Annotated in this window: 21 protein-coding genes and 1 other RNA gene; 9 read left to right on the top strand and 13 right to left on the bottom strand. The window is 70.4% G+C overall.

Features of this window, described 5'->3' with window-relative positions; all coding sequences use genetic code 11:
- Nucleotides 1-203: 203 nt before the first annotated feature.
- From ABD241_RS04590 to ABD241_RS04580, 3 genes are all read right to left on the bottom strand, one after another.
- On the bottom strand, nucleotides 204-1,523 hold the full coding sequence (locus ABD241_RS04590; RefSeq protein WP_344058865.1) for an MFS transporter: 1,320 nt from the start codon (nucleotides 1,521-1,523) through the stop codon (nucleotides 204-206).
- Nucleotides 1,524-1,687: 164 nt separating this feature from the next.
- The gene (locus ABD241_RS04585) at nucleotides 1,688-4,483 is read right to left on the bottom strand and encodes an AAA family ATPase (RefSeq protein WP_344058863.1); all 2,796 of its coding nucleotides are present in this window, start codon (nucleotides 4,481-4,483) and stop codon (nucleotides 1,688-1,690) included.
- Nucleotides 4,480-7,527, bottom strand: a complete 3,048-nt coding sequence (locus ABD241_RS04580) for a helix-turn-helix transcriptional regulator (RefSeq protein WP_344058861.1) — start codon at nucleotides 7,525-7,527, stop codon at nucleotides 4,480-4,482. The genes ABD241_RS04585 and ABD241_RS04580 overlap by 4 nt, the downstream gene beginning before the upstream one ends.
- A gap of 542 nt (nucleotides 7,528-8,069) precedes the next feature.
- On the opposite strand from ABD241_RS04580, the gene ABD241_RS04575 reads away from it, so the two are divergent.
- The 3 genes from ABD241_RS04575 (at nucleotide 8,070) to ABD241_RS04565 (ending at nucleotide 10,811) form a co-directional block, all read left to right on the top strand.
- A complete protein-coding gene (locus ABD241_RS04575) occupies nucleotides 8,070-8,798 on the top strand; it encodes an alpha/beta fold hydrolase (RefSeq protein ID WP_344058859.1) in 729 nt (242 codons plus the stop codon).
- A gap of 121 nt (nucleotides 8,799-8,919) precedes the next feature.
- Nucleotides 8,920-9,711 (top strand): pyridoxamine 5'-phosphate oxidase family protein, encoded by a 792-nt coding sequence (locus ABD241_RS04570; RefSeq protein WP_344058857.1) that lies wholly within the window; start codon nucleotides 8,920-8,922, stop codon nucleotides 9,709-9,711.
- On the top strand, nucleotides 9,708-10,811 hold the full coding sequence (locus tag ABD241_RS04565; protein WP_344058855.1) for an SLAC1 family transporter: 1,104 nt from the start codon (nucleotides 9,708-9,710) through the stop codon (nucleotides 10,809-10,811). Before ABD241_RS04570 ends, ABD241_RS04565 begins: the two co-directional genes overlap by 4 nt.
- A gap of 61 nt (nucleotides 10,812-10,872) precedes the next feature.
- On the opposite strand, the gene ABD241_RS04560 is transcribed toward ABD241_RS04565, so the two are convergent.
- From ABD241_RS04560 to ABD241_RS04545, 4 genes are read right to left on the bottom strand one after another with little or no spacing between them, the layout of a single operon-like run.
- On the bottom strand, nucleotides 10,873-12,324 hold the full coding sequence (locus ABD241_RS04560) for an ATP-binding protein (protein ID WP_344058853.1): 1,452 nt from the start codon (nucleotides 12,322-12,324) through the stop codon (nucleotides 10,873-10,875).
- Nucleotides 12,321-14,096 carry an NAD(P)/FAD-dependent oxidoreductase gene (locus ABD241_RS04555; RefSeq protein ID WP_344058851.1) on the bottom strand — a complete coding sequence of 592 codons (1,776 nt, stop codon included), beginning with the start codon at nucleotides 14,094-14,096 and terminating at the stop codon, nucleotides 12,321-12,323. Before ABD241_RS04555 ends, ABD241_RS04560 begins: the two co-directional genes overlap by 4 nt.
- Before the next feature lies 1 nt (nucleotide 14,097).
- A complete protein-coding gene (locus ABD241_RS04550; protein ID WP_344058849.1) occupies nucleotides 14,098-14,478 on the bottom strand; it encodes a cupin domain-containing protein in 381 nt (126 codons plus the stop codon).
- Nucleotides 14,479-14,487: 9 nt separating this feature from the next.
- Nucleotides 14,488-15,219, bottom strand: coding sequence for an alpha/beta fold hydrolase (locus ABD241_RS04545; protein WP_344058847.1), 732 nt, complete (start codon nucleotides 15,217-15,219; stop codon nucleotides 14,488-14,490).
- 336 nt (nucleotides 15,220-15,555) lie between these two features.
- Here ABD241_RS04545 and ABD241_RS04540 point away from each other — a divergent pair, with 336 nt between their 5' ends.
- The 3 genes from ABD241_RS04540 to ABD241_RS20660 all read left to right on the top strand — a co-directional run bounded on the left by ABD241_RS04540 (nucleotide 15,556) and on the right by ABD241_RS20660 (nucleotide 17,461).
- The gene (locus tag ABD241_RS04540; RefSeq protein ID WP_344058845.1) at nucleotides 15,556-15,939 is read left to right on the top strand and encodes a UBP-type zinc finger domain-containing protein; all 384 of its coding nucleotides are present in this window, start codon (nucleotides 15,556-15,558) and stop codon (nucleotides 15,937-15,939) included.
- Nucleotides 15,940-16,128: 189 nt separating this feature from the next.
- Nucleotides 16,129-17,085 (top strand): alpha/beta hydrolase, encoded by a 957-nt coding sequence (locus tag ABD241_RS04535; protein WP_344058843.1) that lies wholly within the window; start codon nucleotides 16,129-16,131, stop codon nucleotides 17,083-17,085.
- A 13-nt stretch (nucleotides 17,086-17,098) separates the two neighbouring features.
- Complete coding sequence (locus tag ABD241_RS20660; RefSeq protein WP_425580680.1) at nucleotides 17,099-17,461, top strand: ferritin-like domain-containing protein; 363 nt, start codon at nucleotides 17,099-17,101, stop codon at nucleotides 17,459-17,461.
- A 242-nt stretch (nucleotides 17,462-17,703) separates the two neighbouring features.
- Here ABD241_RS20660 and ABD241_RS04530 read toward each other — a convergent pair whose 3' ends face one another.
- Nucleotides 17,704-18,513 (bottom strand): VOC family protein, encoded by an 810-nt coding sequence (locus ABD241_RS04530; RefSeq protein ID WP_344058841.1) that lies wholly within the window; start codon nucleotides 18,511-18,513, stop codon nucleotides 17,704-17,706.
- Between the two features lie 156 nt (nucleotides 18,514-18,669).
- Nucleotides 18,670-19,890, bottom strand: coding sequence for an MFS transporter (locus ABD241_RS04525; RefSeq protein ID WP_344058839.1), 1,221 nt, complete (start codon nucleotides 19,888-19,890; stop codon nucleotides 18,670-18,672).
- A gap of 108 nt (nucleotides 19,891-19,998) precedes the next feature.
- On the opposite strand from ABD241_RS04525, the gene ABD241_RS04520 reads away from it, so the two are divergent.
- A complete protein-coding gene (locus ABD241_RS04520; RefSeq protein WP_344058837.1) occupies nucleotides 19,999-20,619 on the top strand; it encodes a TetR/AcrR family transcriptional regulator in 621 nt (206 codons plus the stop codon).
- Between the two features lie 156 nt (nucleotides 20,620-20,775).
- On the opposite strand, the gene rnpB is transcribed toward ABD241_RS04520, so the two are convergent.
- Nucleotides 20,776-21,170: RNase P RNA component class A (gene rnpB, locus ABD241_RS04515), an RNA gene on the bottom strand.
- Between the two features lie 114 nt (nucleotides 21,171-21,284).
- Nucleotides 21,285-23,087 carry a SpoIIE family protein phosphatase gene (locus tag ABD241_RS04510; RefSeq protein WP_344058835.1) on the bottom strand — a complete coding sequence of 601 codons (1,803 nt, stop codon included), beginning with the start codon at nucleotides 23,085-23,087 and terminating at the stop codon, nucleotides 21,285-21,287.
- A gap of 65 nt (nucleotides 23,088-23,152) precedes the next feature.
- Between ABD241_RS04510 and ABD241_RS04505 the strand changes: the two genes are divergently transcribed.
- The gene (locus ABD241_RS04505) at nucleotides 23,153-23,551 is read left to right on the top strand and encodes an ATP-binding protein (protein WP_344058833.1); all 399 of its coding nucleotides are present in this window, start codon (nucleotides 23,153-23,155) and stop codon (nucleotides 23,549-23,551) included.
- A gap of 61 nt (nucleotides 23,552-23,612) precedes the next feature.
- Here the strand turns inward: ABD241_RS04505 and ABD241_RS04500 are convergent, their stop codons facing one another.
- Nucleotides 23,613-24,020 (bottom strand): STAS domain-containing protein, encoded by a 408-nt coding sequence (locus ABD241_RS04500; protein WP_344058831.1) that lies wholly within the window; start codon nucleotides 24,018-24,020, stop codon nucleotides 23,613-23,615.
- A 44-nt stretch (nucleotides 24,021-24,064) separates the two neighbouring features.
- Nucleotides 24,065-25,699 carry a peptide chain release factor 3 gene (locus ABD241_RS04495; RefSeq protein ID WP_344058829.1) on the bottom strand — a complete coding sequence of 545 codons (1,635 nt, stop codon included), beginning with the start codon at nucleotides 25,697-25,699 and terminating at the stop codon, nucleotides 24,065-24,067.
- Between the two features lie 175 nt (nucleotides 25,700-25,874).
- Between ABD241_RS04495 and ABD241_RS04490 the strand changes: the two genes are divergently transcribed.
- Nucleotides 25,875-26,702: a hypothetical protein gene (locus ABD241_RS04490; protein ID WP_344058827.1), complete on the top strand. Its 828-nt coding sequence runs from the start codon at nucleotides 25,875-25,877 to the stop codon at nucleotides 26,700-26,702.
- Nucleotides 26,703-26,760 lie beyond the last annotated feature (58 nt).

The following is a 26,760-nucleotide window of genomic DNA, read 5'->3' as shown; positions in this document are numbered from 1 at the left end:
AACTCCTCAGAAGGTGCCAAGGTGGACGCGCTCGCTGCCGCAGCGGGCGCGTGAGATGCGAGCGGCCCGGCAGGGGGTGCGGCGCGGAGAGGGCGGTGGTGTCCGGCCTGCTCACCGGCCTCAGTTTCCGGACGAGCCGCCAGAGGACGCATCGGTCAGACGACTGCCCGCGACCTCGGGACGCGGAGGACGCAGCACTGTCACTAGCGCTGTCTGACGGTGGCCGCCGGCGCAGCGCTGACGACGTCCTCGATGATGACGGGGCGGGCCAGATAGAGCCCAGTGGCGCACTGTGGGACCGCCAGCGCGGCCAGCGCGAACAGCGGAACCGTCCATGCCCCGGTCAGCGTGTGCAGGACCCCGACCCCGAACGGACCCACCACCGAGAGCAGGTAGCCCACTGACTGGGTGAAGCCGGACAGAGCGGCTGTCCCATTCTCCGTCCGCGCCCTCAGACCGATCAGCAGCAGGCTGACGGGGAAGATGGCGTTGGCGACCCCGAGCAGCACCGCCCACAGCCACGCTCCGCTCACGGGGGCGACGGCGAGGCCGATGTACGCCACTGGGTAGAGCAGCGCGAGGGCGCACACCAAAGGCCCTGGGTGCCCGGTGCGGGCGACGAGCAGCGGCATGGCCAGGGACAGCGGGACGACGGTGGCGGTCACGACTCCCAGAAGCATCCCCGCCGCCGATGCGCTGAACCCCGCGTCGCGGTAGATCTGCGCGAGCCAGCCGAAGCCGGCGAAGGCTTGGATGGACTGCAACCCGAAGAAGAGGGCCATGACCCATCCGAGACGCGTCCGGGCGACCGCCCGGAAGGTCAGGCCCGAACGCGTACCACGGACTCGGCGCCCTCGTTTCCGAGCCGGCTGGATGGCGTCGAGGTGTCTCCGGTGGGCTGCCGCCCATACGTGCGGCACTCGTCGGACGAGGCCGGCGACAGGAAGGACACCGATGCAGGCCACCGCCCCCCACAGTGCCAATCCCCAACGCCACGATCCGGCGAGGGTCGCCACCGGCACGGTGAGCACCGAGGCGGCGAGGATGCCCCCGGCCAAGACGGTCGTGTAGATCGACGTGACCTTGCCGACCCGCGATGCGAAGTGAACGTTGACCAGGGAGGGCAGTATCACGTTGCCGATCGCCATCCCGGCGAACGCCACCGCCGACAGCACCAGGAACGAGAGGCCGTTGGGCGCCGCGGACCGAGCCAACAGCCCGGCAGCAATCACCGAGCCGGCCAAGACCGTGAGGTTTCGCAAGCCCACGCGAACCTCCAGCCACGGCGTGAGCGCCCCCACCAAGCCGAAGCACAGGACCGGCAGGGTGGTCAGGGCCGACACCAGTACCGGCGTCAGCGACAGATCACTCTCGAGTTCCTCCAGGACGGGACCGGCGCTCACGACCCCCGGCCGCAGGTTGAAGGCGAGCATGATGATGCAGGTGATGCCGGCACCGAGCGGGACCCGCCTGAGAAGGTGCACACTGCGCCGTGCGTCACCTTCACGTGTGTTCGTTCCCATCGCGACCTCCGGATATTGGTGCCGCGGTGCCCGGCGCGACGGACACGCGCCGGTGCTGCCGTGGGCCTCGACGACTCCGTGGACCGACCATGAGGCATCGCGGCGGTGTGGCCATCGGCCGTTCGACAGCGAGACGGCTACCGCTCGACACCGTGAGGGTTGGCTCAGCTTCTCGAGGAGGGTGGCCCCATGCGTGCTGCCCGTGCATCCAGCGCGCCGCGTAGCGCGGCCCGGGAGGTGACACCGAGCTTGGGGAAGACGCGGTAGAGGATGGCGCCGATGCTTCGGTGCGAGAGAAAGAGCCGTTCGCCGATCTCGCGGTTCGTCAAGCCCGACGCGGCAAGCTCGGCAACCTGCCGTTCCTGAGGCGTCAACGGCTGCGCATCGACCTCCGAGGTGCTCGGCAAGGTGGGCTGACCGGTCACGCGAAGCTCCCGTTCAGTGCGTCGCAGCCACGGATGCGCCCTGAGCTGCTGGAAGCCGGCGTGAGCTGCGTGCAGGTGTCGACGTGCCTCAGGCAGTCGATGCTCGTGGCGCAGACGCTCTCCGAAGCCGAGCTGGATCCGGGCCCGGTCGAAGGGCCACCGGGTGGTGGCCGGGTCCGCCAGCGCCTCGGCGAAGAGGGCGGACGCGTCCTGCGGGTCGGGCGCCGCCAGAGCTGCGCTGCCTGCGGTGAGCATGGCGAGCCGGGCGGAGACCTTGGGCAGCTCCGCCTCACGCATGGCTGCCACGTGCGCGGCAGCGGCCCCACGGCGGCCGGTCTTGACGGCCGCTTCCACAACGTCGTACAGCATCCAGAGGCGGTGGGGTGCGTACCGGCCCAGGTCGCCGGGTGGGCTGGCGGCGGTCACGTGCCCGTATGCGGCCTCGAAGTCTTCCTGCGCGATGGCGTGCAGCGTCTGCAGGTGCGCGGCGAAGGTCGTGCACATGCCGGCGCCGCGTTCGCTGCCCCAGTCGGCCATCTCGTCCACGGCTTGCAGGCGGTCGTCGAGGTCGCCCCGGCAGACCTGGACGAGCCGCTCCATGTAGCCCGCCAGGATGACCCGGTAACGGCGGTACCCGTGCGTGTCGCCGAACGCGCTGCCTTCGGCAGCCAGATCCAAGGCTTCGTCCCACTGGCCGGTCAGCCAGTCGTCGATGCAGCTCGAGATGAGGGCATGGATGGCAAGCGCGACGCCCTCCCCTTGCCGGCCGTCGTTGATGAGGCGCCGCAGCGTGGGTCGGCAACGGTCGAGACGGTCGGTGTAGAGGCCGGCCAGGGCCAAGCGCGTCACCCGGATCGGGTCGAGCTCATCGGCCAACCCGGCCAAGGCCGCGTCGAGCTGATCCATGCCGTGCGCTGCATGGCCAACCGGGTCACCGAACATCCGGTGGCACAGGTCGACGTCCGCAGGCACGTTCTCTCCCAGCCTGGAGAGCGCGCGCCGGAACGGTTCCCAGAGCGTCTCCCGACCACCGAACGAGTTCATGATCATCAGACTGTGGAGGGCGTCGATGAGGTGCGGGTCGGACGGGTCCGAGTTGCCCGGATGGTTCTCGATGGCGCGGACCAGCAGATGGTGCGCGGCATCGACCTCGCACTGGCCGTTCAGCAGTAGGTAGGACGCGGTGACCGTCGCGGCCAACGAGCCGGTCAGGGCTGGCTCGAGCCGGGTGGCGTCAGCGAGCAGTTCGGCTGCTCGTTGTAGGTCGCCTGTGACGTTGGCGCCGACGAACGCCGCCTGGATCTCTCGCTTGGCCCGCTGCGTACGGTCGGGGCTGAGCTCCGCCGCGCGCTGCAGCGCGGTCATCGCCGCCTGCACGCCTCCTGTGGCGAGGGTGCGCACGGCCAGCGCCTCGAGCATCGACGCCACGGTCTCGTGTGGCCCGGTCGCCGCGTCTGCCAGGTGCCAGGCGTGCGCGGCGGACTCCGTGGGGTACACGCCGGCGAGCGCGAGGTGGGCTGCGCGCAACTGTTGCGGTGCTGCTTGGTGCACGACTGTGGCGCGCACCAGTGGATGCACGAACTGGACCCGTGCCGGTAGGTCGCGAACGCGTACCAGCTCTGCCGCCTCGGCGGCGATCACCCCGCGGACGTGCGGGTCGAGCGAGGCGGCCTGGATGGTGGACAGATGGTCGTCCGCCCCGGCGACCGCGGCCAGAAGCAGTTGGGCGCGGGCATGCTTGGGCAGTTGTTCGATCCGGTCGCCGAACAGTCGGGTGAGCCGGTTCGCCACGGGCATGCGGGCCGGAAGCGGCGCGTTGCCGGACCGCTGTGCCGCGGTGAGAGCCATCGGCATCTCCAGCAAGGCGAGGGGAAGCCCGTCAGCCTCCTCGACGATGCGTGCCTTGACCGGTGTGGCGAGCTGGGGAAAGCGCACCTGCAGCAGGGCGTCGGCGTGGGCCCGGTCCAACGGACGCAGCTGACGGTCGGGAAGCCCCGCCAGCAGCAGCGGCCCGTGCGTGCCGGCCCGCACGGTGGCCAGCACCCCGACCCGGCTTCCTCGCAGGCGCCGCGCGACGAAGGCGATCACCTCCGCGCTGGCGGGGTCCAGCCAGTGCGCGTCGTCGATGAGCAGCAGCAGCGGACCGCCCTGGCACGCCTTCTGCAGGAGGGTGAGCGTGGCTGCGGCCAAGACCTCGCGCCGCGCCGGCGGTCCTTCGCGCAACCGCAACGCGACCTCCAGCGCCTCCTGGGCATTCGGCGGCAGCTCACCGATCGCCCCTCGCAGTGGGGTCAGCAGCGTGCCCAATGACGTGAAGGGGTCAGGGGTGTTGAACTCCGTCGCGGTGACGCCGTGCACGGGAACCATGGCTTCTGCAGCGAGGTCAGCGGCGGCACTGAGCATCGCGGTCTTGCCGACCCCGGGCGGCCCGGTCAGCAGGATCGCTGCGCCGCTCTGCTGGAGGTAGGCGACGAAGTCACGTAGAAGCGTCAGTTCGTCGGCGCGCCCTGTCAGCCGGGGCGGTCTCGGGCTCACGAGGCTGCTTCGCCGTCACGCGCTGGAGCGGCACGAACGCGGCCTCGCGCGTCTCCAGCGGGTTCGCTCTCGCGCGGCGCGGGGTGTGCCGGCGAATCGGGCACCGCGTCGGTAGCGTGACCCGGCTCAACGGCCGGTGCGTCCGCCACGTCGCCGGCCACGTCGCCGGCCACGTCGCCGGCCTGCGCGCCGGCCTGGGCGCCGGCCAGAGCGTCGGCCAGGGCAGCGCGGGTGCGGACGCCGAGCTTGCCGAAGACGTTGCGCAGGTGCGCCCCGACGGTCCGAGGCGAGATCTGCAGCCGGGTGGCGATCGCTTTGTTGGCCATGCCGGTCGCAGCCAGGTGGGCCACCACGCGTTCCTGGGCGGTGAGCGGGTCGGCGCCGGTGGGTGCGCGGGTGGACTTGATGCGGCTGGTTGCCAGGAGCTCGGTGCGGGCCTGCTCGGCCCACCCGCGCGCCGAGAGCTGTTCGAATGATGCCAGGGCGTTCTGCAGATGGTGGCGTGCGTCGCGCGTGAGTCTCGCTCGACGCAGCCCTTGCCCGTAACGCAGCTCGATCCGGGCCAGGTCGAAAGGCCACCGGCCGGCATCGGGGACAGCGAGTGCGGCTTCGAACAGGTGAGGGTCGAAAGCTGGAGCGGCTATGGCGGTCGCGCCGGCCAGGACCAGCGCGCACCTACTGGACAGGGCACCCATCTGGTGTGCGTGCATCGCCTCGACATGGGCGGCGGCCTCTGTCGGGTGCTGTGAGAGTACGGCGGCCTCGACGACGTCCAGCGACATCCAGATCGCCCACGCCAGGTGAGGTGCGAACGTGCCGGGTTGGCAGACGGAGGTCACCTCTCGGTAGGCGCGGTCGAAGTCGCCGGCGCCCAGAGCGAGGATGGTCTGGGCGTGGGCTGCGTACACCTGGGCTATGCGAACCCCGCGTGGGACCGCCCAGCTGAGCAAGTGTGCGCACGTGCGTCCAGCCGCTTCTGAGTTCCCCTGGGCGGCCGCGAGCATGGCGATCGAGAACTCGAACGGGGCGGTGTAGAGCAGGTATCCGCTCTGCTCGCACAGGGCCAATCCTGCACGTGCGCACCGCTCGGCCTCGGCCCAGTGACCTGTCTTGATGCACTGGATGGCGAGCAGCGACAGCGCCAGTATGCCGGGGCCGACCGGGCCTCCGGCTTCGGCGTCTTTGGCCTGCCGCAGTAGCAGTGCCCGGACCTGGTCGACCCGGTCGAGGTGCAGGGCGGCCATCGCCACCCGTCCGATACGGCTGGCATCCGTGCGCTCACTCAGTCCAGCCATCGCCGAGTCGAGACGAGGCAGCGCTCGTGACGCGGTCCGGATGGGGTCGGCCAGTGTGTCGATCCTCAGCTGAAGGTCAGGCAAGTCGGCGAGGTCGAGGCCAGCGACGACCGTGTCGAACGTCGCCCACAGCCGGTCGTCGGATGCGTAAAGGCACAGGTTCAGGAGGTGATGCAGCGCGTCGGCGACTGCCGCAGGGGTGGCGCTGCCTGAGTCCGCAGAGGGATCGAGCCAGGTGCCGACCGGGTTGGGACCCCTTGTGGTCGCCACGCCGGTCGTCGCGCGGGTCGCGGGGTGGATCGCCGAGGTGATGGCCGGGGCCAGCATGCGGTGGGCGGTGCCCAGCTCGCCGGTGGTGCTCATGAGAACGTGGGCAGCGACAGTCGCGGCTTGGACCGTGCTCAAGGCTGCCGGTTGCGCTTGGCGTGCCTGAGCGAGCAGGTTCGATGCTTGCTGCAAGCTGCCGAGGCTGTTCGCGCCGACGTGGGCGGCACGGGTCAGTCGCCGTGCCCGGTCGTCGAGCGAGGTGCTCAGCTGCGCTGCCAGCAGGTGAGACTGGATCGCCAGGTTGGGGCTGCCGCGGCGCAGCGCCCGTTCTGCGACACCCTCGAGCAGTGCAGCGACCTCCTCGTCGGGTCCGATGAGGCCTGCAGCCATGTGCCACGCGTACCGGTCGTCGTTGGGGTTGAGCTGGTGCGCGAGGGCGAGGTGGGCGGCGCGGCGGGCGCTGCTCGTCGAGAGGCGAAGCACGGTCGTGGCGATCAGCGGGTGCCGGAATCGGATGGTCCCGGTGCGCGGGTCTGTGCGGATGAGCCCGCGCTCCTCCGCTGCCGACAGCCCAGTCCGTTCCTCCTCGGCGAGGTGAGTCATCAGGGCCGGAGGCCCGTCGTCGAGTGCTGCCAGAAGCAGCGTCTGCCGGGTGTCAGCGGGCAGCGCAAGGATCTGCTCGGAGTACACGCGCTCCAGCCGTGGGCTGAGCGGGAGGGTGTCGGCACCCGGTGCCGCTCCGCGCGACTCCCCGGCGCTCATCGCCGCGGGTAGTTCGACAAGTGCCAGCGGGTTCCCCGCTGCGGCTGTGACGAGCGCGTTGAGGACCGGCTCGGAGATGGTCGGGTTCACCTTCCGGACCAGCGCCCGGCCGAGCGCTCCGCTCAGTGGCCTGAGTCGGTGCACGGGCCATCGCGGCGCTGACGCGGCGGACCAGGCGGATGATGGTGCAGGTCTGCAGGCGGCGAGTAGGCCGACTCCCGGGGCGCGGGTCGCCAGCGCGCTCGAGGTGAGGACCTCCGCGCTTTCCGCGTCGACCCACTGGAAGTCGTCGACCACGAGGAGTAGCACGCCATCGAGGCGCCGGACGAGTTCGCTGAAGGCCGCGGTCACCGAATCCACCGCCGCCGGGACGGTCGTTTCGAAGCCCAAGGCGGCGTCCAGGGCTGCGCGCATCTGACGCGGCAGCCGGGCCGTCAGATCCCTCACGGGAGTGAGCAGCTGCCCCACTGCCGCAAACGGGATGTCCCTCTCCGAGAGGCTTCCTTCCGCCCACCAGACTTCGAACCCCCGGGCCATGGCGGCACGTCCTGCCCAGTGCATCAAGGAGGTCTTCCCCAGCCCGGCCCGTCCCTCCAGGCACAGGCTCCCGCCGCGTTCGGGAATCTCGTCGAGGAGCTCCTCGAGGAGGGCGAACTCGGACTCACGCCCGAACAGGTCGCCGGTCTGGTGCGGCACGAGGGCGAATGGGAGCACAGTCATCACCATCACCCCTTCGGCAATCGGTCCACTGCGCCGCACGGAGGGCCAGCACTCCTCGGCGGAAGCCGCTCGCACGGGAGGACCGGACCGAGGCGAAGCGCGGGCCTTGAGAACTGCAGCGCCCCAGCCTCCCGCCGGGCGATCGCGGCTGTCTACCGCTGAGGGCCGTCGCGAACATGCCGATCGGGCATGCCCTTTTCGAGCAGTCCGGCGGGGAACTGTCGCGGCAGGCACGAGCCGGGCAGCTGCTCGTCCGGGCCTGTGACAGGGAGGTACGTCCATCGGCTTCACGTTTTGGGCAGTCGCATGGCCGATGTGAGCGACGGCGATCCGGCGGGAGCATCGGGGCTGCTGGGGGCAGAGCCGCCTGGGGACGACGCCGGGGCGGGGATGACCTCCAGTGGGGGCCGGAGCCCACCGAACACCGTTGAGACAACCCATTACCTCGGAACGGTAGAGGCCGCTCGTGCTGGCGACTGCGCCGACAGGTCCCGGCGCAGCAGGAGCGCCCGCCGCTGAGACACACCAGAAGGAGCCTGACCATGACCGACACCGAAACGACACCAATCACCGTCGCCCTCGTGCACGGTGCCTTCGCCGACAGCTCGGGCTGGGCCGGCGTCGTCGAACGCCTCCAGGCTGAGCTCGTGCCCGTGCAGGCGGTCGTCAACCCACTGCGAGGGATCGCGCACGACGCTGACTACGTGGCGAGCGCCCTTGCTCAGATTCCGGGCCGCGTCCTGGCCGTCGGACACTCGTATGGGGGCGCCATCATCACCAACGCTGCCAGCCGAGCGGGCAACGTGGTGGGGCTGGTGTACGTCGCTGCGTTCGCGCCGGACGAGGGCGAGGTGCTGGGCGACATCACCGCGGACTCGAAGGACTCCGTTCTGAACACCGCACTCGTGGAGCTGCAGTTCCCGACTGCGGACGGAGGGCACGCGACCGAGTACGCCATCCATCCCGACCACTTCCAACACGCGTTCGCGGCCGACGTCTCCGAGGTCGAAGCCCGGGTCATGGCTGCCGTGCAGCGACCGGTCGCTGCCGCCGCCTTCACTGAGAAGTCCGGTCCTCCCGCGTGGAAGACGCTGCCGTCCTGGGCTGTCATTCCGACCGCCGACACGGCTGCGGGCGCCGACGTCGTCCGCGCCATGGCCAAGCGTGCCAACGCCACCGCGGTCGAGGTCGACGCCTCGCACGTCGTCATGGTCTCGCACCCAGAGGCAGTTGCCGCCCTCATCCAGCAGGCACTCGACGCCCTGTCCTGACCATCCCGCAACAGGCACTCGAGCGCGCCCTGACGCGTCACGTCGATGCTTCAGCGGCAATCGCCACGCCGGGCCGTCGATCACCATGGTCCCCTCGTGCCGGCACACCGGGAGTAACACGATGAGTCACAGCTACCACTCACTCGCCTTCACTGACGCCGTCCTCGCCGCCCAAGCACGGTACGGCAGCAGAGCGGCGATCGAGCGCTACCACCGCGCCCACGGTGCGCCGCAGCCGCGACACACCGCCGTCGGAGCACAGGCGTCCACGCCGCAAGCGCGGCCCGGCACCGGCGATGCGCTCACCCAGCTGGAACGTGAGTTCGTCGGCGAGCTCGACGGCTTCTACCTGGCGACCGTCTCCCAGACAGGCTGGCCGTACGTGCAGTACCGCGGTGGCCCCGCGGGATTCGTGCGCACTCCGGACGAGCACACGATCGCGTGGGCCGACTTCCGCGGTAACCGCCAGTACATCAGCATGGGGAACCTGGCCCTCGAGGGACGGGCTGCGTTGATCTTCATGGACTATGCCCGCCAGGCCCGGTTGAAGGTGTACGGCTGGGCCACGGTGCACGACGTACCTGCACCTGGTCGTGGCGCCCACGGGCTGCGGGACACCCATAGAGCGCGTATCCGCCCGGCTGACCCCGCGTCGGGCGACTCGTCGCTGGCCGTGCCGGGCTACCCGGGACGAGTCGAACGAGAGCTGCACGTCGACGTGATCGCCTACGACTGGAACTGCCCGCAACACATCACCCCGCGGTACACCCTCGATGAGCTCGCACCGCAGCTCGATCCGATTCTCAACCGCGTCACGCAGCTCGAGGAGGAGAACCGCGAGCTGCGCGCTGCGGCTTCTCGCGGTCGTGGTGAGGGACGCGGAAACCCACACCGGACGGGATCGCCGACATGAGCACGTCGCCACCCGAGGAGCACTCGCGCACCCGCCCCCGGACTCGGACTCGGACTTCTCCACGGTCGAGCAAGGCAGGGCGGTCGACGTGGAGGGCCCCCCGCCCTCCCGGTCGTCTGCATCCGCGGGCCAACCTGTTCGGGGTGCCGATGGGCGTAGCCGGGCTGGCGCAGTGCTGGACTGCCGCGGCCGCCGCGGACCACGTGCCGCAGTGGCCCGGCCTCAGCCTGTGGGTGCTGACCGGGATGCTGTGGCTGGTCATCTCGGTGGCCTTCGTGGGGAACGCCGCTCGGTCCCACCGGTGGCGCTCCGAGGTCACCGACCCCACGTTCGGCGTGTTCAGCTCGCTGGGGGTGCTGGTTCCGACACTGCTGGCTCTCGTACTGGCCCTCCATTCCGTCGCAGAGTGGCGGGTCGTGTTCCTCGTGTTCGTGGGCCTGTCCACCGGCTACGGCGGATGGGTGACCGCCGGCTGGGTCGTGAACGGTGGTTCCCTGGAGCGTTGGCATCCCGGCTACCTGTTGCCGACGGTGGCGACCGGCCTGGTGTGCGCGGCCGGGGCCGGGCAACTCGGGTATCGCACGCTCGCAGTCGCGCTGTTCGGGTACGGCCTGGTCTGCTGGTTCAGCCTGACGTCCATCATCTGGCTGCGTCTGTTCACGCTGCCGCCGATGCCGCCCGCTCTGGCCCCGACCTTGGCGATCGAGCTCGCCCCACCGGTAGTGGCGGGCAACGCATGGTTCACGGTCACCGGAGGCCGGGTGGACGCCGTGGTCCTCGTCCTTGGCGGCTATGCGGCCCTCATGGCCGTCGTCCAGCTGCGGCTGCTGGCACTGTATCGGCGCCTCAGCTTCGCGGCAGGTTGGTGGGCCTTCGCGTTCTCCTACGCGGCTGCCGTCGCCTTCGCCATCCGATGCCTGACTGCCACCGGGGCCGCCACAGGGCTCGTGGATGTCCTCCTGGGGGTCATCACGCTGGGCATCGGTGCCCTGACCGTGCGGTCACTGGTGGCCCTGCACGCCGGCACGCTGCTCCCCCGCGAGCTTCCGGCTGCGGCTCCGGGCCTCCCGGTCGGGCAATCTGGCCAGCGCACGAGCTGAGCTCCATGGGGCGCCTTCTCGGCGGAACCGGTGCAGTCCGTGCACCTCGCCTCGTCCGGCGTCACGTCGTGGCCGACGCATGCGGACCGGCCGATCGCCTCACTGGGAGGGTGACCAGGAAGCAGGTGCGTCCGCGCTCGCTCTGTACGTCGATGGTGCCGCCGTGCCGAGCCACGACGATCCGGGCGGCGACGTCCAAGCCGATCCCGGTGCCTTCCCCGATCGGCTTCGTGCTGAAGAAGGGGTCGAAGACCTGAGCACGGATGTCCGCTGGGATGCCGGGCCCGTCGTCGATGATCTCGATTCTCACGTGACCGAGGTGGCCCCGGGTCCTGATCGTCAGCGTGCCGCCACCCTCGAGCGCGTCCACAGCGTTGTCGATGAGGTTCGTCCACACCTGGTTCAGCTCGGCGGCGAATCCGGTCACCCGCGGGGCGCTGCGGTCGTAATCCCGCACCAGCTGGACGTGTCCGTCAGCGAGGCGACGCCGGAACATCAGCAACGTCGCATCGAGCAGGTCGTTCAGGTCGAGCAGCTGCTGTTGATCGCGGCCGGTCGGGCCGTACGCGCTGACACTCCGGAGCAGCGTTGAGATTCGGGCGGTGGCCTCATCGATCTCCTGCAGGAGCAGGTCCGTCTCCAGTGCGTAGTTCAGCCACCGCAGGGCGTCATCGGCCATCGCGGGGCCAGCCTGCGTGACCACCGTGTCCAGGAAGGGCGTGTCGAGGCCGACTTGGACGAAGGTCGGGGCGAGGTCCCAGCCGTCGCGGATCCCGTGCTCTTCCAGCCAGGTCGCCATCTGGTCTTGGCGGTCTGCGATCTCCAACCCGGACAACCCAGCGGAAGAAAGGGCCGTCTGAGTCACCCGCTCCTGCAGGGTCAGCAGCGCGCGCAGCTGCTCCGGGGCAGACGCGGTCGCCGCGAGGCGGGCCAGCAATTCGCGGCTGCGCCGAACTCGGTTTGTCAGGGCGACCGCGGCCGCACGCGCTGCCGCGGAGGGATTGTTCAGCTCATGAGTCAGGCTCGAGGCCATCGCACCCAGCGCTAGCAGTCGATCGCGCTGCTGCGGAGCGGCTGGACCTGTGACCACGTCAGCCGGGTCCTGCTCTTGCAGGTGGACCGGCAGCGGGAACCACTCGCGCATGACGGCGGCGAGGGTGGCGGCAGGGAGCACGAAAAGCCGGCACGTCCCCAGGGCCCGCATGGAGGTGGTGTACACCTGCTTGTCCGGCTCCCCGAGGTGCGCGTGGGTGGCCCCGCCGCAGGCGCCGGGCTGGTCGGTTCGGAAGACCTCGACCTCCTCGGCGCCGACGTCGGCGGTGACACTGATGTGCCCGTCGAGCAGGATGAACAACGACTGGGCCCGTTCTCCTCGGCGGTAGACCCACCCACTCTCGCGGTGCTCGACATGCCCTTGGCTGCTCAGACGCTCGAGATGCGCCTTCGCAAGCCCACGGAACAGTGGTAGGGCGCCGAGCTGCGCCGCGAGGTGCTCTCCGGCGGAGGTGCTCATTGCTGAGCCAGGTAGCGGTGAACCAGCATCACGGCCATGGCACCTTCCCCGACCGCCGACGCGACCCGTTTGCCGGACTGCGCGCGCGCGTCACCAGCGACGAACACCCCGGGCAGGCTCGTCTCCAAGTGGTAAGGGGCTCTCGGCAGCGGCCAGATCGTTGTCGGCGCCAAGGCCGAGGAGTCCGCCGTCTTCCGCATGTCCGGACGTCTGACCGTGGGCGGGGAGTGCTTCCCGGGTGGGCCGTGCCCCAGGTCGGGACCAGCGAGGATGAAGCCGTGACCGTCTCGGGCGACGACACCTTCGAGCCACGCGGTGTGCGGCTCTGCTCCGATGAAGACGAACAGCCACCCGGTCGGCAAGGTGTCGGCTCGACCATCGCGGACGTCGCGCACTGTGACGGATGACAGGTGCTCCTCACCGTGCGCGGAGACGATCTCGGTGCAGGCTCTCACGGTGATGTTCTCGAGGGACTCGACCTGTTCCACGAGGTAACGGGACATGGAGGCCTCGAGGGAGGGGGCGCGCACCAAGATGGTCACCGACCGGGCGAGTCGCGCGAAGTGCACCGCTGCCTGCCCCGCGGAGTTGGCGCCCCCCACGATGACGACGTCCTTGTCTGCGCAGTCTTCTGCCTGTCGCGGACTCGCGCCGTAGTAGACGCCGCGACCGGTCAGCTCGTCCAGGCCCTCACCGGCGAGGCGTCGGTAGGAGACTCCCGTCGCCAGAATGACCGCGTGGGCGGCCACGCTGACGCCGTCATCCAGCACGACGCTGTGCTGGGAGCCGGCACCACGCAGCCCGACGACCGTCCTGGTCGTGACCACCTCGGCGCCGAACTTCAGCGCCTGCCGACGAGCCCGCTGCGTCAGCTGCGCCCCGGAGACCCCGTCCGGGAACCCGAGGTAGTTCTCGATGCGGGAGCTCTGCCCCGCCTGCCCGCCGGCAGCGGTCCGCTCGACGAGCAGCGTACGCAGGCCCTCGGATGCGCCGTAGACGGCCGCCCCGAGCCCGGCGGGTCCAGCGCCCACGACCACCAGGTCGTACACCGACTCGGACGGGACCGTGCCCAGACCGAGTGCCTCAGCGACCTGCGTGTGCGTGGGGGCCACCATGACCTGCCCGGTTGTGGTGATGACGACCGGTAGTTCGGTCACGTCCGCGCCGGTGGCCGCGAGCAGCCGCAGCGCCTCCGGCTGGTCCGTGGGGTACCACCGGTAGGGGACCTGGAGACGGGCCAGGAAGTCACGCAGGTCAGCGGTCCGTCGGCACCACTGGTGACCGACGACGCGCAGCTCGGCCTGCGCCCTGTGCCCTCCGGCCAGCCAGGCACTCAGCAACTCGTCGAGGACCGGGTAGAGCATCTCTTCCGCAGGGATCCAGGGTTTGAGCAGGTAGTGGTCCAGGTCGACGACGTTGACCGCGTCGATGGCAGCACCGGTGTCGGCGTAGGCGGTCAGCAGGACGCGTCGGGCCGAGGGGACGAGGTCCATCGCCTGCTCGAGGAACTCGATCCCGGACATCCGCGGCATCCGGTAGTCCGCGACGAGCAAGGCCACCTGCACCCCACGCAACATCAGCTCGCGCAGCGCTGTGAGTCCTTCCTCACCGGACTGGCATCGCACGATGCGGTAGTCGCCGCCGTAGCGTCGGCGCAGGTCTCGAGCGACCGACCGGGACACCTCGGGGTCATCGTCTACCGTGAGGATGACCGCCGACGCTGTGGCCGGTCCGCCGCTGGGGATGGCGGCGGAACGGCCGTGCACGGACACGTCACTCCACCAGGGTCGCGACCGGCTCCCCGGACTCGACGATGTACGTCGACAGCATCCGCCCCGTGCCGGGGCCGAGATCCAACGCGTTGTGCGGTGTCCGGGGCGGGATCAGGAAGCCGTCACCGGCGTTGAGTACCAGTGTGTCCCGGCCGCGGATCTGCATCTGCACGGTCCCGGCCAAGATGTAGCCGACCTCCTCCCCGGGGTGGAAGTGCCAGCCCGACTCGACCCCTTCGGGAATCTCGGTTAGGACTTGGACGATGTCGCGCCCCGGGATCGAGGAGCTGCTGTGCTGCACCTCGGTGCGTTGCAGGGCGGATGCCAGCTCGTCAGACGGGCGCGAGTGGCCCGTGGCTTCCTCGGCGGGGTTCCTTGTCATGGATACCTCCTAGAGCCCCGCGGCGGCGGCGATCATGGCGGTGACCTCGTCGGGGTGGGAGATGCCCACGACGTGTGATGCGCCGGCGACCTCCACCACCTTCTGGGCTTTCGCCCGGTCTGCCATGATCTGGTGCGCTCCGGCGGGGATGTTGTGGTCGAGCTCGCCGAAGATGAACCAGCTGGGCAGGGCCTGCCACAGGGCCGTGCTCCCGGACGGTTCGGACAGTGCCGCCTCGGTGATCGGGCGCTGGGTCGCGGCCATGGTTGCGGACGCCTCAGCGGACAGATCGGCCGCGAACTGAGCGTGGTAGCGATCTTGCGCGATGTACACGTCGGTGCCGCCGCCGGGCAACGGCACAGTGCGCAGCGTGTCGCCCAACGTGCCGCCGCTCACCAGGGAGGACGCTTCAGCGCAGCTCTCCCCCGGTGCGAGTGCGAAACCGGCGACGAAGACGAGCCCCGTGACCTCGCCTGCATCGACCGGGACGTTCGTCATGACGGCGCCCCCGTAGGAGTGCCCGACCAGCACGATCTTGCCCGGGATGCTGCGCAGGAGCGCCGTCAGCTGTTCGGCATCGGCAGCGACGCCACGCAGCGGATTCGCCCACGCGATCACGGGATAGTCCTGCCCCAGCAGGGCAGCGACGACACCGTCCCAACTCGCGGAGTCAGCGAAGGCGCCATGGATGAGGACGACAGACGGTTTCATGCAAGCTCTCCTGGTCATCGACGACGGCATGGACCTCGATCCCACCTCCCCTGAATGTGACGTGGCGTCGGGGCGAGGCGGGTGCCGGTCGATCCGGCCCCTCAACACTCGCGCGCCGCCTGGCGCCTTGCATCCGCCATCCGACTGCGGCGCGGCCAGTTCAGTGCTCGATGTGCCCGGCCCACCTGCGACCCGGCTGTTGGCTTCGCATGAGAACGGGGATGCGGCTCGGACGCACCTCGTGTGCCTTGCGTGTGACTCGACGAGACAGTCGATGACCGGGTGGACACACCGGCATTCCGAGCGCTCCATGGGAGTACTGCGATAGAGATACGAAACCAGCAAGAGACCGTGATAGGAGCGCCGATGAACCGCCCCGAACCCAACGAGACAGCGCCCGGTGACGACGCCGCCATCAATCTCGACGCGCCGCCGAGCGGAGACGGCTGCCGGGACTGCGAGGTGGCCACCCCACCCGGGTGGTGGCTGCACCTGCGTCGGTGCACCGCCTGCGGGCACATTGGGTGCTGCGACTCCTCCCCCCGCCAGCATGCCAGCGCGCACTTCCGCAGCACCGGGCACCCAGTCATCCAGAGCTACGAGCCGGGAGAGGACTGGTTCTACGACTACCGCACCGCCCGCGAGTTCGCCGGCCCGGCGTTGCCCGCGCCCACGTCCCACCCCGCGACGCAGCCGACCCCGGGGCCTTCTGGGCGTGTTCCGCTCGACTGGCGTCGGCAGCTGCATTGACCGCCCGCGTGGGTCCCGGCTGACTGCTCGAGCGTGTTGGGGGGCGATGTCGGCTCCTGATGAACAGTCATGCGGCCGATGCCGACGCCGCCTGGTCGCGGCGAACCTTGTTGGCGAGCCCGGCGTCCCGCACTCATCTATCGGGTGCTGAAGGCCGGAGCGACCCCTTCAGACACCCAGGAGCCGACTATGACTGAGGACGCGAAAGTCGTCGTGGAGCAAGCCGCACAAGCATTCGCCGACGCGAACGCGAACCCGCCCTTCACGAACCAGCGGCCCATCGTGGAGACGCGAGAAGGTCTGAACGCCCTGCAGTCGGAACCGGTCGTCGCCCCGTACGCCGATGTCAGCGACCTGACTGTTCCCGGCCCCCAGGGGGACATCAGCATCCGAGTGGTGCGACCTCCCGGCGCGCACGGTCCGCTCCCAGTGATCCTGCATATCCACGGTCTCGGCTGGGTGTTCGGCGGCAAGGTCACACATGACCGGCTGATGCGTGAACTCGCAGTGGGCAGCCATGCCGCGGTCGTCTTCCCGGACTACAGCCTCTCCCCCGAGGCGAAGTACCCCACCGCGCTCGAGGAGATCTTCGCCGTGGCTCAGTGGGTGACCAAGGCCGGGACTGAGCAGAACTTCGACACTGACCGCTTCGCGATCGTCGGCGACTCCGTCGGAGGGAACATGGCTGCCGCCACGACCCTGCTGGCCAAGCAGCGGGGCGGAGTGCACTTTGTTCAGCAGGTGCTCTTCTACCCGGTCACCGACGCCACCTTCGACACGCCGTCGTCGCATCAGTTCGCCGAAGGCTACTTCCTGCGCCGCGACACCATGCTGTGGTTCTGGGAGCAGTACGTCGCCGACCCGAAGCAGCGCACCGAACCCACGGCGTCGCCGCTGCTGGCCACCGTTGAACAGCTCGCCGGCCTGCCGCCGGCCCTCATCGTCGTCGGAGAAGCCGACGTGCTGCGGGACGAGGGAGAGGCCTACGCCCACAAGCTGAGGCAAGCCGGGGTCCCGGTCGTTGCTGTGCGTTATCAGGCCGCCATCCACGACTTCGTCGGTCTCAACCCCCTTCGTGGCACCGACGCCGCCCAGGGAGCGATGACGCAGGCGACCGCAGTGCTGCGTGCCGCCCTGCGCACGTAGGTCCTCCGCGTTGATGAGAGCGCCGCGCAGCAACCGTGCACGTGATCGGGCACCCTTCTTCCCCCCCAGGGCGCCGGCCGTCGCGTACGACCACTGCGGCAGCCGAGCCGCGAGCATCGGCGGCTCCCCCGACGGCCGCGCAGCCGGGCTCGTCCGACGGTGCCGAGGCCCCGAGTACCCCTTGGGCCGCGCGGACGCCCTACGTCACGTCGCTGCCCTGGATCAGGAGTACGGACGGGTCGTCACGGCGCACCGGTCAGCGGCCCATCGTGCCGAGGCCGATCCCGTAACGCACGACCTCTTGACGGCGCAGAGCGCCGAGTTGGAGAGGTTCCACTGGTTCGTCTCCGCCCACACGCAGTCCGATTCGTCGTGATCCCGACCGCCCTGCGATGGGTGGGTGCCACACCCGCTGGCGACCGGCCGACGAGAGAGCGGCAGCCCGGACGCCTGAACCGAGCCTCGCCATGAACGGGTGCTGGGTAGCTGCAACAAGCAGCCGCCAGTCGGTCGTGCCGAACAGCGGACGTTCGCCCAGTTCAGCGCATGCACCGGCCCACCCGCGGGGTGGGCACGGTGCGGGCGCTGATCGCCGGGCACGCTCGTCGAGCCGGAGACTCAGTGCCGGTCGGCGACGACGCCGTGTTGCTCGGCCATGTGCTGGTCGGCCCGACGTTGCGCCTGGGCGCCGGTCAGTCCGTGCTGGCGCGCGTGCAGGTACGGGGCGTACCAGTTCCACCAGTCGTGCTCGGGCGCTGCCTTCTCGAAGGTGTCGTGGTGCTGCGCGGTCTCGTGCAGCAGCTCAGCGAGGCGGTCGACATCGCTCGTGGGGGCGGCCTCGTCCTCTTCGAGGTGCTCGGACCCGGATCCGGAAGCATCGGTCTCCCAGAGGCGGCCGGGCAGCCGCGTGGTGATCTCCTGCAGGACCCATCGGTTGCCTTCTGAGTCCTGGAACGAGGCGTAGGTGGCGTAGGACCGCCGCTCCGGGTCCGGGCCTGGGGCCTGGCCCTCGAGGCCGGGGTGGAAGCCGCCGGCGAGCCCGCCGCCGGCGTCGTGGAAGGCGTCGCTGACCTGGACGCCGCGTGACCGTAGTGCAGCTCGGGCCTCCTCGATGTCGTCGACGACGAGCAGCAGTCCGTCGATGGCTCCGGCCGGGGCCGCGGTGACGCGGGTGCCGAAGATGACGGAGGCTTGCGACCCGGGTGGGGTCAGCTGCATGAGCCGGTAGCCGGCCTGGTCGTCGACGTCGGCGTCCACCCGCCAGCCCAGGCCGGTGTAGAAGGCTTTGGCGCGGTCGTAGTCGGCGACGGGGACGACGACGGCCTCGAGGCGCAGCCGGACCGTGGCCAGGTCAGCAGGGTCAGCAGGGTTGGCCGCGTCGACGGTGGTGCGTGTGTTGGTGGTGACGGTGTCGGGAAGGGTGGTCATGGTCGTTCTCCTGGTCATTTCACGGTTGGTGTCGGTGGATGTTGGTGCGTCGGGCGCCTGGTGCCGGCTGCCTCGGATCGGCGGGCGGGTAGGAGACCGCGCGGTGTGCCGCGGGTGCGGTCGGGATGACTGGCTGGTCTGTCGGGTCGGGTCGAGTCACGACAGGACTGTGAGGGTCTCGCTCTCTTGTCCCTGGCGGATGGCCCGGGCGCCCTGCACGGCGAGCCCGAGCAGGGCCAGGATGACGACGACGGCGGCGTAGGAGTCGAAGGTCGGCACCAGACCCCATCGAGGGGCGAGCTGGCCTGCGATGACGACGGGGACGCCGAAGGCGAGGTAGGCGACGGTGTAGACGGCGGAGAAGAGGCTGGCGCGCTGGTGGGCGCCGGCGTGCGGTGCGATGAGGCGGACCTGACCGCCGAAGGTGCCGCCGAAGCCGGCTCCGCCCAGCAGGGCGCCGACCCACACGAGCGGCAGGACGGTCGCCGTGACGCCGGCGAAGACCACGATCATGCCGAGCAGGACCAGGCCGAGGCCGAGGAGCGTGCCGCGTCGGGGGTCGTGACGGGCGAAGACGAAGCCGGCGACCGCGGCGGCGAACGGGCCGACGAAGGCGGTGAACCCGGTGACGAGGCCGCCGTGCAGGCCGAAGTGCAGGCGCAGCACGGCCGGGGAGAGGCCGAGGAAGAACGCGGGGAACATCCACCCGGCCACGTGCACGGGGATGCTCGCGAGGAACTCACCGCGGGCCGCGGTGGGCACCGCGATCGTCGGGGCGAGCGACCGTCGGGCGCCGGGTCGGCGCACGCCGGTCTCGGGAGTGGCCAGGACGAAGACGATGGCTGCCAGCATCAGGGCGGTCAGGGCCGCGAAGACGATGGTGTTGGCCGAGTCGGTCAGCTGGATCGCCGCGCCTGTCAGCAGGGCCCCGAGGCCGAGGCCGCCGGCCACCGACGCGGCGGACAGGCCGCCGGCGAGCTTCTTCAGATGCGCCGGCGCATGCTCGGCGATGGCGGCGCTGAACGCGCTGGTGCCCAGCCCGGTCGCGACACCCTGCAGCACGCGGGCCACGATGAGCCAGCCGATCGACGGGGCGAGCAGGAACCCGACCATCGAGACCGTCTCGACGACCAGGGCCCCGAGCAGGACCGGCCGGCGCCCGAGGTGGTCCGAGAGCGAACCGCCGACCAGCAGGGCCACCAGCAGGGCCACCGCATAGACCGAGAAGGCGATGGTGAGCAGCCCCGCGGAGAACCCCCACTGCTGCTGGCGCAGCCCGAGCAGCGGCGTGGGGGCTCCGGCGGCGAGGAAGAAGACGGCGAAGATGCCGGCGGTGCCGGCGAAGGCGACCGAGGGACGCATGGTGGTGGTGGACATCAGAGACTCCTTGAACCGATCTGTCTAATGGACATGAGCCCAGTTAGACAGATCGGTCCAAGAAAGTCAAGAGCCTGTTAGACAGATCTGTCTGATACCATCGAACCCATGACAACGCGTCGACCCAGCGCCCGAGAGCGGCTCCTGACCGCCGCCGACCGGCTCTTCTACGCAGAGGGCGTCCACGCCGTCGGGATCGACCGACTGCTCGATGAAGCCGGAGTGGCCAAGGGCTCGCTCTTCTACAACTTCGCCGGCAAGGAGGAGCTCGTCGGCGCCTACCTCGAGGGCCGCGCCGCGCAGCGCCGCGAGCGGATCGCCGCACATCAGGAGGGCCTCTCCGACCCGGTCGAGAAGATCCTCGCCATCTTCGAGGCCCTGGCCGAAGCGGCCGCCTCGCCGACCTACAACGGCTGCCCGTTCGCCAACGCCAACGCCGAGGCCACGGCCGACGGAGTCGAGGCACGCGCGCTGCGGCAGTTCCGCGACTGGCTCCACGAGCAGTTCCGCACGCTCACACAGGAAGCGGGTTACGCCGATACCCACGTGCTGGCGGACCAGCTGCAGGTGCTGTACGACGGGGCCGTCTCCACCTCACACCTGGACCAGCGAGCCGAGCCCGTTCGCGTCGCCGAGGGGATTGCCGCTCAGATCCTCACGAGCTCGACCCGGCGCCTGGATCCGCCCTTCGAGCCTCAGGGTGCCGCTCGCGAACCCATGGACGCCTGATCCACACCGTCAGCATTTCGGTCGACCGGCCGCTCCCCGGCGTTGCGGAATCGCGCGCCACGTGGCGCGCCATCGTGGCCGTCGACGGAGTCGCCGACATCCTGCGGACCAACGGGGACACCGGAGACACGAAACCGCAGGTCACAGGCTTAGAGGTGGATGAGTCGGCCGATACGCCGGGTTCTGTTCCACGACCCCGTTACCGGAGACGCGGCGACGGCCATCCATCTAGGCCGGCCATTGCTGGCCGGCTCGAGCGTCCTACCCGCGCACTCGACCGGGCCGGTCTCCCAACGCCCGGGGGCGTCGATCGTGCGCTGTCTGGACTTGCTCCGGGTGGGGTTTACCGAGCCGCTCCAGTCACCTGGAGCGCTGGTGGTCTCTTACACCACCGTTTCACCCTTACCGGCTGCCGAGGCCGCCGGCGGTCTGTTCTCTGTGGCACTGTCCCGCGGGTCACCCCGGGTGGCTGTTGGCCACCACCCTGCCCTGTGGAGCCCGGACGTTCCTCGGCAGGACCGAGGTCCTGACGCGACCGCCTGGCCGACTCATCCGCGACCAGCATAGAGGGCGTATGCCGTCCGCTGCGTCCGCCTGCCGGGCGCGCCCGCTGCCCCACGCCTTCACCGACGCAGCCGTCGCCGCGTCGCCTTCCGACGACGTCTTCACACCAGCCGACGGAAGGCGAGGACAGCCACGTCGTCGTGGCGGTCGGGGTCCGAGACGACCTCGGCGAGCTGCTCGAGCACCTCGTCGAGGTCCGCGTCGTCGCCGAGGTCGGTGAGCAGCTCGGCGGCGGTGGCCTCGAGCCGCGCCATGCCTGTCTCGATGCTCTCGGTGCGACGCTCGATGAGGCCGTCGGTGTAGAGGAGCAGGATGTCGCCCACGTGGAAGGTGGTGTGCGCTGCCGGCCGGGGCACCTCGCCGAGGCCGTGGACCGGGGACCCGTTCTCGGTGATGAAACGCGGCTGGCCCTGGTGCACCAGCAGCGGGGGCGGGTGCCCGGCGCGGACGAGCGCGAGCTGCTCCTCCGCCGGGTCGAACAGGACGTAGACGCTCGACGCCATCTGGGTCGGTGGGTCGGCCGTCATCAGCCGGTCCATCGCGCAGGCCAGAGCGTCCGGCTCGGGGTTCTGGGTTGCGAGGATCCTTGCGGCAGTTCGCATCTGGGAGCCGGCGACCGCGGCGTCGATTCCCCGTCCCATGACATCACCCAGCACCGCGAGCACGCGTCCGCCGCTGCCGCCGCTGACGTCGTAGTAGTCGCCGCCGACGTCGGTGCGTCCCGCCTGGCGGTAGACGGTGCCGATCTGCCACCCAGGCAGGTCGGGCAGGTCCTGGGGCAGCAGCGTCGCCTGCAGCACGGACGCGACACGCCGCGTCTGGGAGTAGAGGTCGGCGTTGTCGATCGCGATCCCGGCTCGGCGTCCCAGGTCTTCGGCGAAGGCCACGTCTTCCGCGGTGTAGTGCCTGCCGGACTCGGCCGAGACGAAGCTCAGCACGCCGAGCACCCGGTCCTTGGCCATGAGCGGGACGGTCATCGCGCTCTGCAGGCCGAGCTCGCGAGCCACCCGCAGGTGCTCCTCGTCCTGCGCGGCGGCCACGAGCATCTCGTCGGTGATGGTCTCGATGAGCAGGCTCTCACCCTTGCGCACCACGTCGCCGGCCCCGCCCGGCCGATCGGGGTCGTTCGGCCAACGGGTCTCGAGCTCCTTGGCCAGCTGCACCTTCGCCGGGTCGACGTGGGCGACCGCCAGGGTGCGGAGCACGCCGTCGTCGACCATCTGCACGGAGCACCAGTCGGCATGCGTCGGAACCGCCAGGGACGCGACCTGGCGCAGCGTCTGCCGATAGTCCAGCGACGCCGCCAGGGCCTGGGAGGCGTCGGCGAGGAACTCGAGCTGGGCGGCCCGGGCGGCGCTCTGCTCCTCGGCCCGGAGCCGCAGCATCGTCTGGGCGCACACGTCGCTGAGGACGCCGAGGACCCAGAGCAGGTCCGGGTCCACCGGCCCGACGCGGTTGTCGAAGCGGAACCCGAGGGCCCCCACCGCTTCGCCGGTCGAGCGGGAGATGAGGGGCAGGGTCACCGACGAGCGTTCCGAGCCGTCGTCGAGCTCGGGATAGCGCGCGACGAGGTCCGCGCGACTGGTGATGCTGACGACGCGGTTGGTGCGCACGGCATCCGTGAGCGGTGACCGCTGCTCGAGGAGCAGCTCTGCCCACTGCTGCGCCTCCGAGGTGCTGACGCCGTGCGTCGCGATGGTGCGCAGTCGTCTGCCCCCGTCGTCACGCACAGCCAGCACGGCCCGCGAGGCCCCCATGACCTGGCAGGCCCGCTCGGTGATGACCTCGGTGAGGTCTGCCATCTTCGTGGCCGCTGCCACCTGAGCCGCGATCCCGGCCAGCGCCGCGAGCCGGGGCGAGACCTGGCTACGGCTCGCCTCGGGTGTCTGCCACGGCGCGTTCATGGGTCATTTTTACAGGCTGTGACCCCAAACGCCCACGGATGGCGCGGAAGTGGGAGCATGCACGTGTGACAGGATCAACGGTCCCTGCCTGCAGGGAGATCGGGCGGGTCGAGTTCGGCCCCGATGACCTGCGTCGCGTCCGGGAGGTCGTGCGCTCGATCGCCCACGAACGCATCCCCGACCGTGCGGACAACGCCGTGCTCGCCGTTCACGAGGTCGCCGTCAACAGCATCGTGCACGGTGGCGGTCACGGGGTCCTGCTCATCGCCGAGACGGCGGACTCGCTGATCTTCATCGTCGAGGACGAGGACGGTACGGGCTCGATTCCCCGGCTGCGCGCCGCTGACAACGACGCCACGAGCGGTCGAGGCCTCTGGATCGCCGAGCGCCTGAGCGACCGGCTCGTCATCGACTCCCGCCCGAGGCACACGCACGTCGGGGTGCACCTGTCTCTCGTCTCCTGAGGTCCGCTCCGGTTGGTCGGGTGTGGACCGCATCCTGAGCGCGTGACCGATCCCGCGCGCTTCAGTCGCCCGTGTCGACCACGTCGATGACCTGGTCGAGACCCATCAGCCGCAGCAGCTGCAGCGGCATGCCCGTGCAGAGCAGCTGGAGCCGCCCGCGTGCGCTCTCGACGCGCTGGTGGAGTCCGATGAGGGCTCCGATGCCGGAGCTGTCGAGGAACGTGACCTCTCGCAGGTCGACGACGACCGCCCCGCCTGGCCCCACCTCGATCGCGTCGAAGGATCTGCGGAGCTCGGCGACGGTGTACGTGTCGATCTCGCCGGCGAGCCGGGCGGTCGTCACGCCGTCAGAGTCGGACACCACAGCGCTCACATCGTTCCCTCCCAGGACGGTGACCTTCCCACCGTAGGGGGTCCGGGCGTGTCGCGGCTGGAATGTCGGCTGAGACTTTGCCGTGCGGGGCGTCATCCGGTCGTCGAGAGCGACGACCCGACCGGTGCGATCACGACGAATCAGCCGAAGATGGGCGTGAGGCTGCCGGGGGGCAGGTCCTTCTCCACCGAGGCGAGCCGCCACTTGTCGGCGAAGACCGCCACGTGCATCCCGTCCTCGCGGACCAGTGCCTCGGCGCCGGGTCGGCTGTCCACGATGGACGTCACGGCGGCAGGGACGGCGCGTGCCACCGAGTAGCCGAGCGTCTCGAGCCGGATCGGCGCGCCGAACTCGTGCTCCATCCGGTGCTTGGCGACGTCGAACTGCATCGGCCCGACGGCGGCCAGCACCGGCGCCTGCGCGCCGCGCCGGTCGGAGGTGAGCACCTGCACGACGCCCTCCTCGCCGAGCTGCTCGATGCCGCGGCGGAACTGCTTCTGCTTGCCGGTCACCGCGGCGCGCGCCACGGCGAAGTGCTCGGGGGCGAAGAGCGGGATCCGGGGGAAGGCGACCTTCTCCTCCGCGAAGAGGGTGTCACCGACCCGCAGCGCGTTCGCGTTGACCAGCCCGATGACGTCACCGGGGAACGCCTCGTCCAGGGTCGATCGGTCCCGCCCGAAGACGCTCTGCGCGTACTTGGTGGCGAAGGGCCGTCCGGTCTGCGCGTGCGTCACCACCATGCCCCGGGTGAACTGTCCGGAGCAGACCCGCACGAAGGCGAGGCGATCGCGGTGCGCGCGGTCCATCCCGGCCTGGATCTTGAAGACGAACCCGGAGAACGGCGCGGTCACGGGACGCGGTGTGCCGGCCTGGTCGGGACGCGCACCGGGAGCGGGAGCGAGCGTCACGAGCGTGTCGAGCAGCTGGCGTACCCCGAAGTTGAGGACGGCCGAGCCGAACAGCACGGGCGAGGCCGCGCCCGAGAGGAAGAGCTCGTGGTCGTAGTCGTGGCCGGAGGACCTCAGCAGGTCGTACTCCTCGACGGCATCCGTCCAGACCGACCCGAGCAGCCGCTCCGCCTCCGCGGCGCTCATCCGTTTCGCGAGGGCCTCGGTGGCGCCGCCGGGCGTACGCGTGAACTGCACGAAGTCCCCTGTGGCACAGTCGAGCACGCCGTGGAAGTCACCGGCGACCCCCACCGGCCAGGTGAGCGGCATCGGATGCAGGTCGATCCGCGTCGAGAGCTCGTCCATGATCGCGAGCGCGTCGAGACCGGGACGGTCCCACTTGTTGACGACGGTGATGACCGGCACTCCCCGCGCCCGGCACACCTCGAAGAGCTTGAACGTCTGCGGCTCGATGCCCTTGGCTGCGTCGACGAGCATGACCGCCGCGTCGACGGCAGCGAGCACGCGGTAGGTGTCCTCGGAGAAGTCGGCGTGGCCGGGGGTGTCGAGCAGGTTGACGACCGTGCCGTCGTAGGCGAACTGCAGGACGGCGGAGGTGATCGAGATGCCGCGATCCTTCTCCATGTCCATCCAGTCGGAGACCACGCCGCGCCGGTTGCCCTTGCCGTGCACGGCGCCGGCCTCGCCGATGGCGTGGGCGTGCAACGCCAGGGCCTCGGTGAGGGTCGACTTGCCGGCGTCGGGGTGGGAGATGACGGCGAACGTACGCCGGCGGGCGGCCTCCGCGGCCAGCGCGCTGTCGCCGGAGACGGCGTGGGGGCCGGCGGGGGCGGCGGCGGGCGGGGTTGCGTGCAGGGTGGTGTCCATGGTCCTCCAGTGATCGCTCCCGAGTGTGTCACCGCGGCGCCCGGACACTGGAATCGGCACGGCCGGAGAACGGTAGGATGGGTGGCCTGAGTCACAAAGAGGGCAGACGGCAACGATCCCCTGCTCCCGTTCGTTCGTCCCTCGGACGAACACGATCGCAACCGACTCCGGGAACATGACGCACCAGCCAGCTGAAGACCTGACCACCCCCAGAACCGGCTCCGCGCCACCCCCAGACCCAGAGACACACCCAGGGCCACCGGACACCCAGACCGAGCAGCGTCCCAAGGCCAAGCTCCTCGACCTGTCACTGACCCAGCTGCTCGGCGGCTCCCTGGCTGCCGCGACCGCTGCGGCGCTCGGCTCGCGGCTCGGCGTCGTCGGCACGATCACCGGCGCCGCCGTGCTGAGCGTCATCTCGGCCATCGCGGCGAACGTCTACACCAACTCCATGGCGCGTGCCCGCGACGCCGTGGTCGTCGTGCGGTCGCGCCGGCTCGCCGACGGCCGCGTTGTCCAGGTGGCGACCGAGCGGGTCGCCACGCCGCGTGACCACGCCGGCGGGCCCGGCTGGTGGCAGCGGCTCGACAGGGCCACCACGCGGCGGCTGCTGGTCATGGCCGCGGCGGTCTTCGCCATCGCCGCCGCCGTCATCACCGTGCTGCAGCTCACGACGGGGGCACAGGTCACCGGCACGGACCTCGGCACCCGGACCTCCCTGAGCCGTGTGCCCGCCCCGGATCGCTCTCCGGCCGGCCCCCCGGGCGGCTCGGCGCCCGCCCACACGGGAGCCACCTCGCCGAGCACCACGCCGTCGACCTCCGGTGCCGCGACCGGGCCCACGGGCACGATCACGCCGTCCACGACGATGGACAGCCCTCCGCCGACGACGGTCACCCCGTCGGCCTCGAACCCCCAGCCGACCCCGTCAGGCACGCCGGCGCCCGCCGGCGCCTCGGGTACGGCGACGGCGCCGGCCGAAGCCGGCCCGACCGCCCCCTGAACCCCTCACCCACGAGGCCCGAGGGCGTACGCGGCCACCGGGCTCAGCGGCATACGCA

The organism is Terrabacter lapilli, from assembly GCF_039531305.1.
Lineage (GTDB): Bacteria > Actinomycetota > Actinomycetes > Actinomycetales > Dermatophilaceae > Terrabacter > Terrabacter lapilli.
The sequence above is the reverse complement of the archived record's forward strand: the minus strand, read 5'-3'. Positions and strand labels throughout refer to the sequence as shown.

Coding starts and splice junctions, on each gene's coding strand:
- ABD241_RS04540 (WP_344058845.1), top strand. CDS start 15,556: ATGAACCGCCCCGAACCCAACGAGACAGCGCCCGGTGACGACGCCGCC.
- ABD241_RS04570 (WP_344058857.1), top strand. CDS start 8,920: ATGAGTCACAGCTACCACTCACTCGCCTTCACTGACGCCGTCCTCGCC.
- ABD241_RS04535 (WP_344058843.1), top strand. CDS start 16,129: ATGACTGAGGACGCGAAAGTCGTCGTGGAGCAAGCCGCACAAGCATTC.
- ABD241_RS04545 (WP_344058847.1), bottom strand. CDS start 15,219: ATGCCGTCGTCGATGACCAGGAGAGCTTGCATGAAACCGTCTGTCGTC.
- ABD241_RS04575 (WP_344058859.1), top strand. CDS start 8,070: ATGACCGACACCGAAACGACACCAATCACCGTCGCCCTCGTGCACGGT.
- ABD241_RS04590 (WP_344058865.1), bottom strand. CDS start 1,523: ATGGGAACGAACACACGTGAAGGTGACGCACGGCGCAGTGTGCACCTT.
- ABD241_RS20660 (WP_425580680.1), top strand. CDS start 17,099: ATGAGAGCGCCGCGCAGCAACCGTGCACGTGATCGGGCACCCTTCTTC.
- ABD241_RS04525 (WP_344058839.1), bottom strand. CDS start 19,890: ATGTCCACCACCACCATGCGTCCCTCGGTCGCCTTCGCCGGCACCGCC.
- ABD241_RS04500 (WP_344058831.1), bottom strand. CDS start 24,020: ATGACGCCCCGCACGGCAAAGTCTCAGCCGACATTCCAGCCGCGACAC.
- ABD241_RS04530 (WP_344058841.1), bottom strand. CDS start 18,513: ATGACCACCCTTCCCGACACCGTCACCACCAACACACGCACCACCGTC.
- ABD241_RS04550 (WP_344058849.1), bottom strand. CDS start 14,478: ATGACAAGGAACCCCGCCGAGGAAGCCACGGGCCACTCGCGCCCGTCT.
- ABD241_RS04490 (WP_344058827.1), top strand. CDS start 25,875: ATGACGCACCAGCCAGCTGAAGACCTGACCACCCCCAGAACCGGCTCC.
- ABD241_RS04560 (WP_344058853.1), bottom strand. CDS start 12,324: ATGAGCACCTCCGCCGGAGAGCACCTCGCGGCGCAGCTCGGCGCCCTA.
- ABD241_RS04565 (WP_344058855.1), top strand. CDS start 9,708: ATGAGCACGTCGCCACCCGAGGAGCACTCGCGCACCCGCCCCCGGACT.
- ABD241_RS04495 (WP_344058829.1), bottom strand. CDS start 25,699: ATGGACACCACCCTGCACGCAACCCCGCCCGCCGCCGCCCCCGCCGGC.
- ABD241_RS04580 (WP_344058861.1), bottom strand. CDS start 7,527: ATGACTGTGCTCCCATTCGCCCTCGTGCCGCACCAGACCGGCGACCTG.
- ABD241_RS04520 (WP_344058837.1), top strand. CDS start 19,999: ATGACAACGCGTCGACCCAGCGCCCGAGAGCGGCTCCTGACCGCCGCC.
- ABD241_RS04510 (WP_344058835.1), bottom strand. CDS start 23,087: ATGAACGCGCCGTGGCAGACACCCGAGGCGAGCCGTAGCCAGGTCTCG.